Raw genomic sequence first — 14,978 nt, forward strand, 5'->3', positions numbered from 1 at the left:
TTAGGCCGCGGACCAACCGCCACCCTGCCGCTGCGTGACCGACCGACGATGGATTGCCCATGCCGCCGGGCCGCGCGCGATGCTGACGGACGGGGACAAATGCAGTATACTCCCCCCTAATTTGTCCACATTCCGGCGCCGTCTCCCTCGGGGGCTGGCGCATTACACGTAAGGTATTCCGGTGAATATTCAGGCTCTTCTCTCAGAAAAAGTCAGCCAGGCCCTGATCGCGGCAGGCGCGCCTGCCGATTGCGAACCTCAGGTCCGCCAGTCAGCAAAAGTTCAGTTCGGTGACTATCAGGCCAACGGCGTGATGGCTGTCGCCAAAAAGCTGGGCATGGCGCCGCGACAACTTGCAGAGCAGGTACTGTCTCATCTTGACCTCAACGGCATTGCCAGCAAGGTTGAAATCGCCGGGCCGGGCTTTATCAATATTTTCCTCGACCCCGCGTTCCTGGCGGACAACGTCAACCGCGCGCTGCAGTCAGAACGCCTGGGCGTCGCCACGCCGCAGGTACAGACCATCGTCGTCGACTACTCGGCGCCAAACGTGGCGAAAGAGATGCACGTCGGCCATCTGCGTTCGACCATCATTGGCGATGCCTCGGTCCGTACCCTGGAGTTCCTGGGCCATAAGGTGATCCGCGCCAACCACGTCGGCGACTGGGGCACCCAGTTCGGCATGCTGATCGCGTATCTGGAAAAACAGCAGCAGGAAAACGCCGGCGAGATGGCCCTGGCCGACCTCGAAGGTTTTTATCGCGAAGCGAAAAAACACTACGACGAAGACGAAGCCTTCGCCGAGCGCGCGCGCAGCTACGTGGTTAAGCTGCAGGGCGGCGATGAGTATTTCCTGCAGATGTGGCGTAAGCTGGTGGACATCACCATGTCGCAGAACCAGATCACCTACGATCGTCTGAATGTGACGCTGACCCGCGATGACGTGATGGGCGAAAGCCTGTACAACCCGATGCTGCCGGGGATCGTCGCCGATCTGAAAGCCAAAGGGCTGGCCGTCGAGAGCGAAGGCGCCACCGTGGTGTTCCTTGATGAGTATAAAAACAAGGAAGGCGAACCGATGGGCGTCATCATCCAGAAAAAGGATGGCGGCTACCTCTATACCACCACCGATATCGCCTGTGCGAAGTATCGCTATGAAACACTGCACGCCGACCGCGTGCTCTACTACATCGACTCCCGTCAGCACCAGCACCTGATGCAGGCGTGGACCATCGTGCGTAAAGCAGGCTATGTGCCGGACTCCGTGCCGCTGGAACACCATATGTTCGGCATGATGCTGGGTAAAGACGGCAAGCCGTTTAAAACCCGCGCCGGCGGCACCGTGAAGCTGGCGGATCTGCTGGACGAAGCGCTGGAGCGCGCACGTCGCCTGGTGGCCGAGAAGAACCCGGAGATGTCCGCTGATGAGCTGGAAAATCTGGCGAAAGTGGTGGGTATCGGCGCGGTGAAATACGCCGACCTGTCGAAAAACCGCACCACCGACTACGTTTTCGACTGGGATAATATGCTGGCGTTCGAAGGCAACACCGCGCCGTATATGCAGTATGCCTATACCCGCGTGCTCTCTGTGTTCCGCAAAGCCGGCATTGACGAAAACGCCCTCACCGACGCGCCGGTGGTGATTGCGGAAGATCGCGAAGCCCAGCTGGCCGCGCGCCTGTTGCAGTTTGAAGAGACCCTCTCCGTGGTCGCTCGCGAAGGGACGCCGCACGTGATGTGCGCCTACCTCTACGATCTGGCGGGCCTGTTCTCCGGTTTCTACGAGCACTGCCCGATCCTCAGCGCGGAAAGCGAAGCGACCCGCAACAGCCGCCTGAAGCTGGCGCTGCTGACGGCGAAAACCCTCAAGCTGGGCCTCGATACCCTCGGTATCGAAACCGTCGAGCGTATGTAAAACCAACCCGGCGAAAGCCGGGTTAGTTTTTTCAGGCGCCGCGCCTGCGGGATCTCCTGCTCAGAAATACTTGCGCAGATACTCGGTCAGACAGAGGATCGCCATCGCCTGGCCGTAGGGCATCGAGGTGAGCGGGATCTGGCGATAGAAATCAAGGTCTGACCCCATTCCGGTGCCAAAGGAAGTCTGCAGCAGCTCCCCCTGCGGCGAAATATTCTGCACAATTCCGCGAATCGCTTTTTCAGCCACCCCGGCGTAGTGCTGCCCGACATATCGCTTGCGCACCGCTTTGAGTATGCCGTAGGCAAAGCCGGCGGTCGCCGAGGCCTCTGGATAAGAGTGCGGGTCGTCCAGCAGGGTATGCCACAGGCCGCTGTCGTCCTGACATTTCGCTAAGGCGGCAATTTGCGCGTTCAGCACCTCGGTCAGATAGCGCCGTACCGCATTCCCTTCCGGGAGATCCACTAACTCAAGAAAATCCGGGATCACCATAGTGAGCCAGCTGTTGCCCCGCGCCCAGCGCGCCCGGGCAAAGTTATGCCGACCGTCATAGCTCCAGCCGTGAAACCACAGCCCGGTTTCCCGGTCCATCAGGTTCTGCACGTGGAGCAGGAACTGATAGGTCGCCTCCTCCACATACTGCGGACGGTGAAGCAGCTTGCCAATTTTGGCTAACGGCAACACGGTCATCATCAGGGTGTCATCCCACATTTGCTGGTGGTTTTCTTCCGCCAGGGTGATGTGCTGCATGCCGCCCTGCTCGGTACGCGGCATCTCATACATTGCCCACTCCGCCCAGCTCTCCAGCCACGGCAGATACGCCTTACATCCGGTCTCTTCAAAGCGACAGGCCAGGGTCAGGAACGGCGCCATGGTGTTGACGTTTTTGGTCGTTGCCCCCTCGGCGAAGCGGTCGGCAAACCAGCGGTCAATGATATCGCGCATCTCGAGATCGCCGGTTTGCTGATAATACTGATAGATGCCATACAGCCCGACGCCGTGGGTCCACTCCCAGCCGGCCCAGCCTTTGGTATCAATAACGCGCCCGTCATCCAGGCGCAGTAAAAATTGCCCGCTCTCATCCTTAATATTCACCAGGTTTTGCGTCACGTTGCGGATGAGCGCCTGCAGTTCGCTACGGGCGATAAAACGCTCAGGCTGACAGAGTAATGGGCTATGTTTGACCGGCCAAACTTTCATGTTGTTAACCTCGGGTATATGTCGAATTCAAAGCGCCGCCCTGGGTGAGCGCCGGGGCAGCAGGTTTATGACGATTCAGGTAGCCAATATTGTTATTTCCCCACAGGCAGTCGTAGGGCATCCCCGCCAGCATCTCGACGACCGCGCGGTGTTCCGCACTGGTCAGTTCCGGCTGGGCGTGACCGCTTTCGCGCATTCTTAGGGTTTCGCTGCGCAGGACGCTGTGGGTATGCAGATTGAGTTTGAAGCGCAGCGAAACGAGGAAGCCGCAGGCTAAGACCACCAGCGTGCCGACGCTGAGGATCAGCAAAATGGTATGGCTGACCCCTTCAGGCTGTATTTTTTGCCCGGAGACAAACCCCGACAGCTGCATGATGATGCCCACCAGCATCACCGCCCCCGCCTGCGAGGCTTTGCGGGTCAGCGTCATGATGCCGGCAAAAATCCCCTCCCGGCGCTGGCCGGTGATCGCTTCGTCGACGTCGGCAATATAGGTGTAGGTATTCCACGGTACGTAGTTAATCCCGCCGCGTCCCAGTCCGGCGACAGCAGAGATGAGCAGCAATAACGAATAGACGTCGCTCAGTCCGGCGTAATAGAGCAGCGCATAGGAGAGCGAGCTCAGGCCAAAGAGGACCACCACCATGCGGTACGACGGCGCGGGGCCAAAGCGAATGCACAGCGGGATCATGGCGATCACGGCGATAAACTGGAAAATCGCCATCGTCCCCAGCAGATTCGAGGCGACAGAGGCCTCCTGCATCAGAACAAAGACCACGTAATAGGTGAACACGGCATTGAAGACGTCCTGGGCGATATAGCCCCCCAGATACATGCCGAGGTGCTGGCGGAAAATTTTTATCCGCAGCGTGGAGCTCAGCTCAATCACCAGGCGATTGAGGCTCTGGGCGAGGGTTAAGTTCTGTTTTTCCGCTTCCGCCCGCAGCGCCGCCTCTGACCAGGCCTCACGCGGCCGCTCCCAGGTGAAACACCAGACGAAGGTCAGCATCACCGCGCACAGGACCGAGAACACCAGACTGGCATAAAAGAACGAGCTGGCATTGTCTTTGCCGAGCCAGGTAAGGAGGATCCCCGGCAGAAAGGAGGCTAAAATCGCCGACATTTGCGCCATTGAGATGCGCGCGCCGGAGAATTTGGTTTTCTGTTTAAAGTCATCGGTCATCTCCGGCACCAGCGTCTCGTAGGGCACCAGAATCATGGTATAGACCATATCAAACAGCAGATAGGTGATCAGGTAGTACCAGAAACCCATCTCGCCAACCCACATCGCCGAGTAGCTGAATACGCACGGGATGCCGAGCAGAATAAAGAATTTTCTGCGGCCGAAGCGCTTGCCGAGCCAGGTGGTGCCGAAGTTATCGGTGAGAAAGCCCATCAGCGGGCTCACCACCGCATCCAGTACGCGGGCGGAAGCGAATATCAGCGTGGCTTCTATCGGAGAGAGTCCGCAGAAGGTGGTGTAAAAGTAGAGCAGCCATGCGGCGGTTAGCGCCGTGGTGCCGGCGCCGAGGAAATCGCCCGCGCCGTAGGCCAGGTAGTTAGCCAGTCCAATCTTTCGTGTTTTCATCGCCGTGATCCTGTGTCTTTTTTTAAGAGAACGCCGACAATCTTTCCGGATTTGCCACCGGAAGGGAGTGGGTACCTGGCTACACTAAAAGCAGCGAAACGAGGTTACCTTTGTGCTTTTGCCACGCAACCGCCGCCGGTGGCAAAATGACAAAGAGATGACGTCTTCACTTCACTCATTTATAAAACGGCATTTCTTTTAAATCAAAAGACAGGTTCACCATTGTGATCTAGCCGGAAAAACACCGACTGGCGAAGAGGCTCGCAAATCCCGGGATCGGCCCTTGCGCAGCCGGGTAAACAGGAGTAAAGAAAGAAGGAAAGAAAGGGTTATTCCGCGTATCTCAAGGAGGCCAGATGCCTTATTCACATCTGCTGGTTGCCGTCGCGCCAACACCGGAGAGTCAGGTATTAATTAAAAAAGCGGTGTCGATTGCCCGGCCCGTGAACGCGAAAGTGAGCTTTATCACCCTCGCCACGGATCCGGAGCTGTATAACCAGTTCGCTGCGCCGATGATGGAAAATCTGCGCGAGGTGATGCAGGAAGAGACGCGTGATTTTCTCAACGAGCTGGCGCGTCACGCGGACTACCCGATAGAGAAAATGACCATCGCCTGCGGCGAACTGGGCCATCATATTAAGGACTTCTGCCGGTCGCACCAGGTCGATCTGGTGATCTGCGGCAATCATAACCATTCCCTTTTTTCGCGCGCCACCTGCTCGGCGAAAAATATCGTCGGCAGCTGCGGCGTCGATGTCCTGCTGGTTTCCCTTGAAAAGGGCTAACGCCGGTTAGCCCTTTTCCTGAACTAGGCCAGTTTAGGGAACGTGGCTATCTTCCCCCGCAGGCGGCTCTCCTCACTGCGCGGTGAAATATGCTGCAGATCGTCGACAAAGCGCGCCTGCCAGTTATGAATATCATTTTCTCTGATCACGTCCAGCATCGCAGAATGACGGGCAATACGTTCCGCCAGCGGCATGCTAAGGGCGCGATCCAGCGCGGCGGCAACCTCGTCGCGATCGTAGGGGTTGACGATCAGGGCGCTGGTCAGCTCCTGCGCCGCGCCGGCAAACTGCGACAGGACCAGTACGCCAGGGTTATCCGGATCCTGCGCCGCCACGTATTCCTTCGCCACCAGGTTCATACCATCGCGCAGGGGCGTCACCAGGCCGACGTCAGAGTAGCGGAAGACCTTCATCAGCAGCTTACGGTCAAAATGCTGGTTCAGGTAGTAGAGCGGGGTCCAGCCAAGCTGGCCAAACTGGCCATTGATGCGCCCGGATGCGGTTTCCAGCTGGTGGCGGATGTCCTGATAGGCCTGCACATCGCCGCGGGAGGTCGGTGCGATCTGGGTATAACGGATCTTACCGTGATGCTGAGGATACTTTTCGAGCAGCGTCTCATAGGCGAGGAACCGCTCCGGCAACCCTTTCGAGTAGTCAAGCCGCTCCACCGAGAAGATATTCTTCACGTTTTTGAGCTCGTTTTTCAGCTGGACCAGTTTCGGCGGCAGCGGACCTTTGGCGTTGCGTGTAATCTCGTCCGGATCGATCCCTATCGGATAAACCTCAGTGCTGAACGCCTTACCCCACGCCTGATAGCGTTTGTCTCCGAGGTCGGAGAGTCGGGTCTGCATGGCAATGCTGTCAAGAAACGCGGTTCTGTCGCTTTCAGTCTGGAAGCCCAACAGGTCGTAATCGCACAGTTGCTCCAGCAGCTCAGCGTGCGGCGGTAGCGCGTTAAAAATCTCCGGCGTCGGGAACGGAATATGCAAAAAGAAGCCGATCCGGTTGTTGACCCCACGCTTGCGCAGTTCGCTGGCGAAGGGCAGCAGATGGTAATCATGGATCCACAGCGTATCGTCTGGCTCGATCAGCGGCAGAAGCTTGTCCGCCAGCATGGCGTTAACTCGCTGATATCCCTCCCAGGCTTCGCGCTGGAAGCTGACCAGATCAAGACGATAATGGAAGGCCGGCCACAGCACGGCATTAGAGAACTGGTTGTAGTATTCATCATGGTCACGCTCATTAAGGTTGAACGATGCCCATGAAATATTCCCGCGGGAGACCTGCTTCAGCGGTTGCTGGTCATCGCCAATTTCGCCGCTCCAGCCAAACCACAGACCCCCTGCCGCTTTCAGTGCCCCCAGGATGCCGACGGCCAGACCGCCAGCGCTCGATTTTTTATCGTCCGGTAAGGCGATACGGTTAGAGACTACGACTAAACGACTCATGGTCATCCCTCCTTTCGGTTTGCGCGTCATACGCCAGATGTTGCAACCACGTCCTTACGGCGGCGGCATCCGCCAACCGCCAGTGCGCCTGGGTTTCCCCGGCGCCCACTTTTATCGACATTCCCTGCAGTTGATTAACCACGCTGAATCCCGCTTCGTCGGTCAAATCATCGCCGACAAAAACCGGTTCGCGACCGGCAAACGGCGCTTCCTGCATGAAGGCGGTGATCGCCTCCCCTTTGTTGACACCGCGGGGTTTAATCTCCACTACGCACTTGCCAAGCTGTAGCGCCAGCAGCGGGTAGCGCTGAACGATGCGCTGCGCCAGCTCCAGCACCGCGCTCTGCTGCTGCGGCGCCTGGCGGTAGTGGAGCGCGAAGGCCATCTCTTTACTCTCCAGCTCGCACCCGGGGAGCGCCTGCAACGCCGAGGTCAGCTCAGCCGCGATTTCATCGCGCAGAGCCGACGGCAGAGAGACAATATAGGTTTTACCATTGATATCACGGCGTTCAGCCCCGTGAACACCGGCCAGCGGTAGCCGCCAGGGATGGGTTAGCGCGTCAAGTTCAGACATTGAGCGCCCTGAAATCAATGCCACCGCCCCGCCCTGCTGCCGGGCCAGCGCGTTGAGCGCCTGCAGCGTGTTGTCGGGTATCACCACCTGATCGGGGTGCGGCTGGATATCGGCAAGAGTACCGTCGAGGTCAAAGAAAAAAGCGTAGTTTCCGGTTAGCGCAGGCGGTACAGATATCTGGTTATCCACCCTGTTTCCTCCTTATCATGGCCAGCCGAAGCTGGTTGTTAATTATATGTTAGCCATGTAAGTATAGACAGTGTGACCAACCTCGCCATTTTTGATAGATACCGCCAGCGAAACGGGCGCTGGCGGTAATTACTCTGTAGACTTAAAAGTTATGCCTGAAATCAGGCCGCACGTTTGGCTTTTTGTTTGTAGCGGTCAAAAATTACCGCCGCCAGCAGGATGACCCCGCGCACGACGTATTGTGAGAACGGCGAGATGTTCAGCAGGTTCATCGCGTTCTCCACGGTCCCGAGGATCAGGATCCCGGCCACCACGTAGGAGATCTTGCCGATCCCGCCCTTCAGCGATACCCCGCCCAGCACACAGGCCGAAATAACAATCAGCTCATAGCCAATCGAGGTCATCGGCTGGCCGCTGGTCATCCGCGACGCCAGGATAATTCCCGCCGCGGCCGATACCAGACCGGAGAGCACAAAGATAATAATCTTGGTGCGCACCACCGGAACACCGGCCAGACGCGCCGCCTCTTCATTGCCGCCTATAGCCAGCGTATTACGGCCAAAGGTGGTTTTGTTTAGTAATAATCCGAAAACCACCAGGCAGGCGACCGTCAGCCAGATCGGCGCCGGCAGACCAAACCAGTTGGCGTACCCGAGGGTGAAGAAGCGTTCATCTTCGATCCCCACCGCTTTACCGTCGGAGATAATGTAGGCCAGACCGCGGACAATCTGCATAGTGGCCAGCGTGGTGATCAGGGCGTTGATCTTCAGGCGGGCAATGACAAAGCCGTTGACCAGGCCACTGATCGCCCCCAGCAGCAGACCGGCGGCAATCCCCAGCCACAGGCTTTCGCTCAGGTTAATCACCACCGCGGTAGTGACCCCGGCACAGGCGATAACCGACGCCACCGACAGGTCGAAATCGCCGGAGGCCAGGCAGAAGAGCATACCGCAGGCCACCATCCCGGACATCGAGATCGCCAGCCCCAGCCCCTTCATATTGACGAATGAGGCAAAGTTAGGCACAAAAATTACGCAGCCGATAAACAGCACCGCAAACACCACCAGCATGCCAAACTGATCCCAGATACGGGCAAAGCTAAAGGCAGAGCGGGTAGCGCCGGACGTAGTCACTGATGACATCATTTACTCCTTACTCAGGCGACAGCCTGACTCACTTTTGGCATCGCAAGGCTTAACGCCTGCTGTTCATTGGCTTCTTCATGCAGCAGTTCGCCGGCGACTTGCCCTTCACGCATTACCACGATGCGGTCGGCGACGCCCAGCACTTCCGGCAGGTCGCTGGAGGCAAATACCACGGCGACACCGGAGGCGGCGAGGCCATATATCACGTTGTAAATTTCATGTTTGGCGCCGACATCGATACCGCGGGTGGGCTCATCGAGCAGGATCACCTTCATCTCTTCCGACAGCCAGCGGCCCAGGATCGCTTTCTGCTGGTTGCCGCCAGACAGGTTCATGATCAGCTGTTCCGGGCCCGGCGTTTTAATGTTTAACGACTGGATATGCTGATCGGCGTTGTCCGCCTCCCAGGCGTTGTTGATCAGGCACCCGGCGTGAATATGCTTGCGCCGGGCGCTGATATTGATGTTGTCGCGCACGGAGTGAACCGGAATAATCCCCTCCGCTTTCCGATCTTCCGGGCACAGCATCATCCCGGCCTGGATGGCCTGGGCCGGTTTGCGAATGTCGACGGGCTGGCCATCGATATACACCTGACCGCCGGTGATCCGCGTCCCGCCGAACAGACCTTTCATCAGTTCGCTGCGCCCGGCGCCCACCAGCCCAAACAGGCCGACGATTTCGCCACTGCGCACCGAGAGGCTGACCGGCGTGCGCACGCCCGGGGCCTTCACCTCCTCCAGACGCAGCCGTTCTTCGCCGTAGGGGCGAGGTTTCCAGCCGTAAATATCCCCCAGATTGCGTCCCACCATCGCCTGAACCAGCGCGTCGTGGCTGACGCTCGGCATATCGTCAAAGGTGCAGACGTAGCGGCCATCTTTAAAGACGGTGATGGCATCGCTGAGGGCAAAAATTTCTTCCATCCGGTGTGAAACATAGATGATGACGCGCCCCTCCTCCCGTAGCTCGCGGATAACGCGAAACAGGTTGTCGATCTCCCGGGCAGAGAGCGAACTGGTCGGTTCATCGAAGGCGATAATTTTGGCGTTACGCGCCAGCGCTTTCGCAATCTCCACCATCTGCCACTGGCCAATGGAGAGATACTTCAGCGGCGTCTCCGGGTCGATATCCAGCCCCAGATGCTCAAGCTGCAGGCGGGCCTCGTAGTTGAGCAGCGAGCGGTTGACGATGCCGCCTCTGTGCGGCAGCTGGCCAAGATAGATATTTTCGGCGACGGTCATCTCCGGGATCAGATGCAGCTCCTGATAGATAATCGCCACGCCGGCGTTGAGCGCCGCCATCGTATTGGTGAACGCCATCTGCTGACCGCCGATCTGCAGGTGGCCCGCGGTGGGGATGTAGTTACCGCTGAGAATTTTCAGCAGCGTCGATTTGCCTGCGCCATTTTCGCCCATCAGCGCGTGGATTTGTCCTGGGTAGCAGTCAAAACTGATATCGGACAAGGCCTTTACGCCAGGGAACGTCATGGTGATGCCGCGAAATGAGAGATAAGGGGTAGACTGTTGCATAACGACTCCGCTCTTCTGCACTCAGCCCCCGCCGCGGCGGGGGCCAGTTCAACCGGGCTGTTACAGCCCTTTTTTCGCCAGCTCTTCTTTGAAGTTATCGCGGGTAATCAGCACCACATCGGTCACCGCAGTGAACTTCGGCGGCTCAACGCCCTTGGTGACCCAGTTGTAGAGCATTTCGCTGGTTTTATAGCCATGAATATCCGGGCTTGGCAGCAGGGAGCCATAGAAACCGGTTGGCTGCGCCTTCGACAGTTCGTTGACGGCATCCACGCCGTTGATGCCAATGCCAATCACATCCGGCGCTTTAAAGCCCTGGCCTTCAGTCGCACGCACGCCGCCGAGCACGGTGTTGTCGTTCATCCCAACGATCAGCCAGTGTTTAACCTGTGGGTGCTGGACCAGCATCGAGTTACCGGCGTCAAACGCCCCCGGGATATCGTTAGATTTTGTCGGAACGCGGTAGATTTGCGCTTCCGGGAAACCGGCCGCCTTCAGGGCATCGATGGAGCCAGTGGTACGACGGCGGGCGGTGTCCAGTTCATCGGCGGTGATGGCCATCACCGCGGTGTCTTTAACATCCCAGCCGCGTTTCTGCATCTCTTTATACAGCTCCTGCCCCTGGCGGGCGCCGATTTCGCTGGCCGCCATCATCACCAGCGGCACGCTCTCCATCGGTTTACCTTTGGCGTTGACGAACTGGTCATCGACAGTAATCACCTTCATGTCATAGCCGCGCGCTTTAGCGACAATCGCCGAGCCGAGCTTAGGATCGGGGGTACAGATGACAAAGCCCTTCGCGCCGCTGGCCGCCAGGCTATCGATGGCGTTCAGGGTTTTCTCACCATCCGGCACCGCAATTTTAATGACATCAAAGCCTAAATCTTTTCCTGCTTTATCAGCAAATTTCCACTCGGTCTGGAACCATGGCTCTTCCGGCTGTTTCACCAGAAAACCCAATTTCAGGTTTTCCGCCATAGCTGATTGTGACATAACCGCTGCAAGACCAATGGCCGCCAGCGCTTTAGTAAATTTGTGCATGGTAAACTCCAGCTTTAATTCGCTTTCATGTAGGGAAAAATCGGAATTAACTTTTTTATCAGCATCAAAACAAGGCATTAGAAAAATCACATTCCCTACTGCCGTTGTTAGAGTAGTAATACCCGGAAATTATTTCTCCATACGAGAGCATTATCACATCGCGGAATTACAGTAATTGCGTACATAGATTTAGCAAAAAAAGACATAAAAAAAGACATAATTATCATACAATTTAACCGGCGAATAGCAGGATCATCTATACCACCAGCAGGCTTATCCCTGTGATGTCAGAGGGTGTTTAACAGAGGGTTACGGCACTGTTATATCCAGCGGCTAACGGGGTCGCAGCGGCGGTCAACTGCCTGCCGGCGCTGAAGATCAGCAGACGCGCGTCGCCAGTCCGGCATCGGCCGTTTTATATCGCGATAAAACGGATCTTTTGCGTAATTTATTCCGAATTGAAAAAAGATATTCCGGCTACATAAAAAAGCCTGCAACAAAAAATAAAAATAATTATCATCACCACGAAACATTGCTCTCTGAAATAAGTTATAGCTTTGCGTTATACGACGAATCTCGTAGTCAAATACCTATAACTTATACCTGACACACCGCGCTAACGCCCCAGTCTACGCCGCCAATCCCCCGCCAGTCGTCATTCAGGAATAATGGTGTAACAAAACGTAAATTATCCATCTTGAGAGTTTTCTTAATTCCATTCAGCGAGTATTCTAAAATTGTCGGCAAGAGGAAAAATTACCCGACTCATACGGAATGTGTAGAGTTTTATTATTCTGCAACAGTGCAGCGCGCCACTCTTTTATCCTGTTGTTTACCGCAGGAACCGCTGACGCGCACCAGTAACCCCTTCCCGGTTAATAAGGATATTTTTATGGCAGTTCCAGGAATGGCACAAAAGCTAAACACCCAGATGAACCTTGAGTTCCACGCCTCTAACGTTTACCTGAACTTAAGCGAGTGGTGCGCCCGGCATCGCTTCGACGGCGCCGCGACATTTTTGCGCAACCGCGCGCAATGCAGCATCACCCTCACCATGCGCGTATTTGACTATCTGAAAAAAGCCGGCAGCTGGCCGATAGTGAATCCCGACCGCGCCTGTAATCCCGAATGTACCTCGCTGGAAGATCTCTTTACCCAAACCCTGGTCGATTACCGCCAGCGTAGCAGTATGCTGAGCGGTCTCGCCGAGGAAGCCAAAGCGCAGAGCGATGACAACACCTGGCGTTTTCTGACCCGGCTGGCGGAAGAGCAGCAGCAGGATGGGCTGCTGCTGCAAAGCGTGCTCGAGGAAATTCGCAACGCCGACAAAGCCGGGATCGGTATGGAACAGACCGATCGCCGTCTGATGGCCCTCGTCGGAGCGTCACAGAAACCCCATTAATCAGAGGTGTCGGGCCTTTCTCGGCCGATCAGGGGGAGCGCGTTCGCGCTGCCCCACCCTGTTTATTAATCCGTTATCGCTATACTCCCCTGCCATTTATTCCTCAAAAGAATAAAAAAGTTTTAACTCGATCCCATTCCCTCCTCACCGTTACCCCTTTGGGGGGATTAGTGAGCGCGGTCACTTTTTGTTGAGCCACAAAGAAATATAAAAACAGTGTTTCAAAAATATAAAACACGAGGTTTATTTTTTATGGCTCGATACACGGCTTCAGCCTCTGAAGGGCTGCAGGGAAGACCGATCTTGTTACGCCATCAGTTAGCCTACGGCGGCGGTAATCTGTTAGGGAGTGGCGCACTGGCGATAAGCGGGGCATGGCTACTCTATTTTTATACGACCTTTTGCGGCCTGACGCTGATCGAGGCCTCATTTATCTTCTCCGTCGCCAGCATCATCGACGCCATCAGCAACCCGCTGATGGGCTATCTGACGGATAACTTTGGCAAAACGCGGTTAGGCAAGCGCTTTGGCCGTCGGCGCTTCTTTTTGCTGATCGGCATTCCGCTGATGCTGTTCTACCCGCTGCTGTGGGTAGAGGGCCTGAGTTTCTGGTACTACCTGTGCACCTACGTGGTGTTTGAGATCATCTACACCTCCATCATGGTGCCCTATGAAACGCTGGCGACAGAGATGACCGATGATTTCTCGCTACGCTCAAAGCTCACCGGCTATAAAGCCATCTTCGGCAAGCTGGCCAACTTCCTCGCCGCGTTTATTCCCGGACAGTTCATTCTGCTGTACGGCAAAGATTCCGCCACCCCTTTCTTCCTCACCGGCCTGACCTACGGCGCGATCCTGATCGTCGCGATTACCTGTCTGTGGCTGTGCAGCTGGGAGCGCGAGCGTGCGGAAGCCGTGGATACCAGCGCGAAAAAGGGGCTGCTGAGCACCCTGCTGTCGCTGGCGAAAGACATGCGTTCCACCTTTTATCTGCGCGTGTTCCGCAAACATCTCGGTATGTACCTGTGCGGGTTTGGCGCGGAATGGCTGTTTGCCTCCATCTTCACCTATTTCGTGATATTCGTTCTGCAGCACGATCCGGCAATGGTGGCCGGGCTGAACAGCCTGAACTCGATTCTGCAGCTGATCTCCACCGCGCTGTTTATCGGCCTGTGTGTGAAAAAGGGCTTCAGCAAACCCTATATCCTCGCGCTGGGGATCGTGATTTTCGCAGTCCTGCTGTATACCTCGCTGTGGTTCTTCCATCTGCCGTCAGGCCTGGCGACCGTGCTGATGTTCGGTATTACCGTGCTGTTCGGCCTGGGGACCGGCGGGGTTTACTATATTCCCTGGACCGTTTACACCTTCCTCGCCGATGTCGACGAGATCTACACCGGACGTCGTCGGGAAGGGATCTATGCCGGCGCCATGACCTTCTCAGGGAAAATTCTGCGCTCGATTGTGGTGTTTTCGATGGGGGCCATCCTGAGCTTTTACGGTTTCCAGTCAAAAGCGCACAGCCAACCGGAAAGCGCTGTGACCGCCATCGCGGTGGTATTCTGCGTCGGTGTCGTCGCCTTAGCCCTGGCCGCCATCGTCTTCAGTAAGCAGATGAAACTGGACCGTAAAGCCCATCTGGTGGTCCTGCAGGAAGTCGCGCGGATTAAAGCGGGCGGTAAAATCAGTGATATTGCGCCGGAGGTGCGGGCAATCGTTGAGGATCTGGTTGGCCATCGCTACGAAGAGTGCTGGGGCAACAGCAAATTGTTTAAAACCGCTGAGGCTGCGCCAACGCAGACCGTGGTTTCCCATTAAAGGAAAAGGCCCCGTCGGTCACCCGCGGGGCCGGTTATTAATGCGTTTCTTCCTGCGGGGTAAACTTCAGCTCAATCAGGGCAATCGCTTTTTGCACCGCGCGAAGCGTCACCGGATCGGCAGAGGCCGGGTGGCTGGCGAAGTCAATGGCTTTCAGCTGACTGGTCATTTTTTCACGCACTTCCACCGGCGCGATGACGTCAATCACGTCGAGGATCTGCTTGATAACCAGCTGGCAGGCAACCACATCGGAAACCAGCTCGTCGTGTTCGGTAAGATGTTGAGACATTAATTACTCCTTTTTTCAGGAGCGTAATAGTACCCTAAATCGTTAACGATAATAAAACCTG

General features: G+C 56.4%; 13 protein-coding genes. 4 read left to right on the top strand and 9 right to left on the bottom strand.

Annotated elements, in window-relative coordinates; translation table 11 throughout:
• The first annotated feature begins 181 nt into the window (after window positions 1-181).
• Window positions 182-1,915: an arginine--tRNA ligase gene (gene argS / locus ABLU95_RS01480; RefSeq protein ID WP_004203428.1), complete on the top strand. Its 1,734-nt coding sequence runs from the start codon at window positions 182-184 to the stop codon at window positions 1,913-1,915.
• Between the two features lie 60 nt (window positions 1,916-1,975).
• On the opposite strand, the gene ABLU95_RS01485 is transcribed toward argS, so the two are convergent.
• Window positions 1,976-3,115: a glycoside hydrolase family 105 protein gene (locus ABLU95_RS01485; RefSeq protein ID WP_044523994.1), complete on the bottom strand. Its 1,140-nt coding sequence runs from the start codon at window positions 3,113-3,115 to the stop codon at window positions 1,976-1,978.
• 4 nt (window positions 3,116-3,119) lie between these two features.
• Window positions 3,120-4,703 carry an MFS transporter gene (locus tag ABLU95_RS01490; protein WP_023290263.1) on the bottom strand — a complete coding sequence of 528 codons (1,584 nt, stop codon included), beginning with the start codon at window positions 4,701-4,703 and terminating at the stop codon, window positions 3,120-3,122.
• Between the two features lie 356 nt (window positions 4,704-5,059).
• Here ABLU95_RS01490 and uspC point away from each other — a divergent pair, with 356 nt between their 5' ends.
• Window positions 5,060-5,488, top strand: coding sequence for a universal stress protein UspC (uspC, locus tag ABLU95_RS01495; RefSeq protein ID WP_004203433.1), 429 nt, complete (start codon window positions 5,060-5,062; stop codon window positions 5,486-5,488).
• Between the two features lie 23 nt (window positions 5,489-5,511).
• Here the strand turns inward: uspC and otsA are convergent, their stop codons facing one another.
• From otsA to ABLU95_RS01520, 5 genes are all read right to left on the bottom strand, one after another.
• Entirely contained in the window at window positions 5,512-6,936 is a 1,425-nt protein-coding gene (otsA, locus tag ABLU95_RS01500; protein WP_032453397.1) for an alpha,alpha-trehalose-phosphate synthase, read from the bottom strand.
• On the bottom strand, window positions 6,911-7,699 hold the full coding sequence (otsB, locus tag ABLU95_RS01505) for a trehalose-phosphatase (RefSeq protein WP_023290265.1): 789 nt from the start codon (window positions 7,697-7,699) through the stop codon (window positions 6,911-6,913). The genes otsA and otsB overlap by 26 nt, the downstream gene beginning before the upstream one ends.
• 161 nt (window positions 7,700-7,860) lie before the next feature.
• Complete coding sequence (araH, locus tag ABLU95_RS01510; RefSeq protein WP_023290266.1) at window positions 7,861-8,841, bottom strand: L-arabinose ABC transporter permease AraH; 981 nt, start codon at window positions 8,839-8,841, stop codon at window positions 7,861-7,863.
• A 14-nt stretch (window positions 8,842-8,855) separates the two neighbouring features.
• The gene (gene araG, locus ABLU95_RS01515; protein ID WP_032453398.1) at window positions 8,856-10,370 is read right to left on the bottom strand and encodes an L-arabinose ABC transporter ATP-binding protein AraG; all 1,515 of its coding nucleotides are present in this window, start codon (window positions 10,368-10,370) and stop codon (window positions 8,856-8,858) included.
• Between the two features lie 60 nt (window positions 10,371-10,430).
• Window positions 10,431-11,411 (bottom strand): arabinose ABC transporter substrate-binding protein, encoded by a 981-nt coding sequence (locus ABLU95_RS01520; RefSeq protein WP_004203441.1) that lies wholly within the window; start codon window positions 11,409-11,411, stop codon window positions 10,431-10,433.
• 892 nt (window positions 11,412-12,303) lie between these two features.
• On the opposite strand from ABLU95_RS01520, the gene ABLU95_RS01525 reads away from it, so the two are divergent.
• The gene (locus tag ABLU95_RS01525) at window positions 12,304-12,813 is read left to right on the top strand and encodes a non-heme ferritin-like protein (protein ID WP_032453399.1); all 510 of its coding nucleotides are present in this window, start codon (window positions 12,304-12,306) and stop codon (window positions 12,811-12,813) included.
• Window positions 12,814-12,916: 103 nt separating this feature from the next.
• Here the strand turns inward: ABLU95_RS01525 and ABLU95_RS01530 are convergent, their stop codons facing one another.
• On the bottom strand, window positions 12,917-13,051 hold the full coding sequence (locus ABLU95_RS01530; protein ID WP_065805780.1) for a succinate dehydrogenase: 135 nt from the start codon (window positions 13,049-13,051) through the stop codon (window positions 12,917-12,919).
• Between the two features lie 65 nt (window positions 13,052-13,116).
• On the opposite strand from ABLU95_RS01530, the gene ABLU95_RS01535 reads away from it, so the two are divergent.
• Window positions 13,117-14,628, top strand: coding sequence for an MFS transporter (locus ABLU95_RS01535; RefSeq protein WP_032453400.1), 1,512 nt, complete (start codon window positions 13,117-13,119; stop codon window positions 14,626-14,628).
• Window positions 14,629-14,665: 37 nt separating this feature from the next.
• On the opposite strand, the gene ABLU95_RS01540 is transcribed toward ABLU95_RS01535, so the two are convergent.
• Complete coding sequence (locus ABLU95_RS01540) at window positions 14,666-14,917, bottom strand: DUF2766 family protein (RefSeq protein ID WP_004203448.1); 252 nt, start codon at window positions 14,915-14,917, stop codon at window positions 14,666-14,668.
• Between the last annotated feature and the right edge of the window lie 61 nt (window positions 14,918-14,978).

The sequence above is a fragment of the Klebsiella sp. GG_Kp146 genome (assembly GCF_040061975.1).
In the GTDB taxonomy this organism is placed as follows: Bacteria; Pseudomonadota; Gammaproteobacteria; order Enterobacterales; family Enterobacteriaceae; genus Klebsiella; species Klebsiella quasipneumoniae.

Excerpts from the sequence above, each read along its gene's own strand:
- ABLU95_RS01485 (WP_044523994.1), bottom strand. The coding sequence starts at position 3,115 with ATGAAAGTTTGGCCGGTCAAACATAGCCCATTACTCTGTCAGCCTGAG.
- ABLU95_RS01490 (WP_023290263.1), bottom strand. The coding sequence starts at position 4,703 with ATGAAAACACGAAAGATTGGACTGGCTAACTACCTGGCCTACGGCGCG.
- uspC (WP_004203433.1), top strand. The coding sequence starts at position 5,060 with ATGCCTTATTCACATCTGCTGGTTGCCGTCGCGCCAACACCGGAGAGT.
- otsA (WP_032453397.1), bottom strand. The coding sequence starts at position 6,936 with ATGAGTCGTTTAGTCGTAGTCTCTAACCGTATCGCCTTACCGGACGAT.
- araH (WP_023290266.1), bottom strand. The coding sequence starts at position 8,841 with ATGTCATCAGTGACTACGTCCGGCGCTACCCGCTCTGCCTTTAGCTTT.
- araG (WP_032453398.1), bottom strand. The coding sequence starts at position 10,370 with ATGCAACAGTCTACCCCTTATCTCTCATTTCGCGGCATCACCATGACG.
- ABLU95_RS01520 (WP_004203441.1), bottom strand. The coding sequence starts at position 11,411 with ATGCACAAATTTACTAAAGCGCTGGCGGCCATTGGTCTTGCAGCGGTT.
- ABLU95_RS01525 (WP_032453399.1), top strand. The coding sequence starts at position 12,304 with ATGGCAGTTCCAGGAATGGCACAAAAGCTAAACACCCAGATGAACCTT.
- ABLU95_RS01540 (WP_004203448.1), bottom strand. The coding sequence starts at position 14,917 with ATGTCTCAACATCTTACCGAACACGACGAGCTGGTTTCCGATGTGGTT.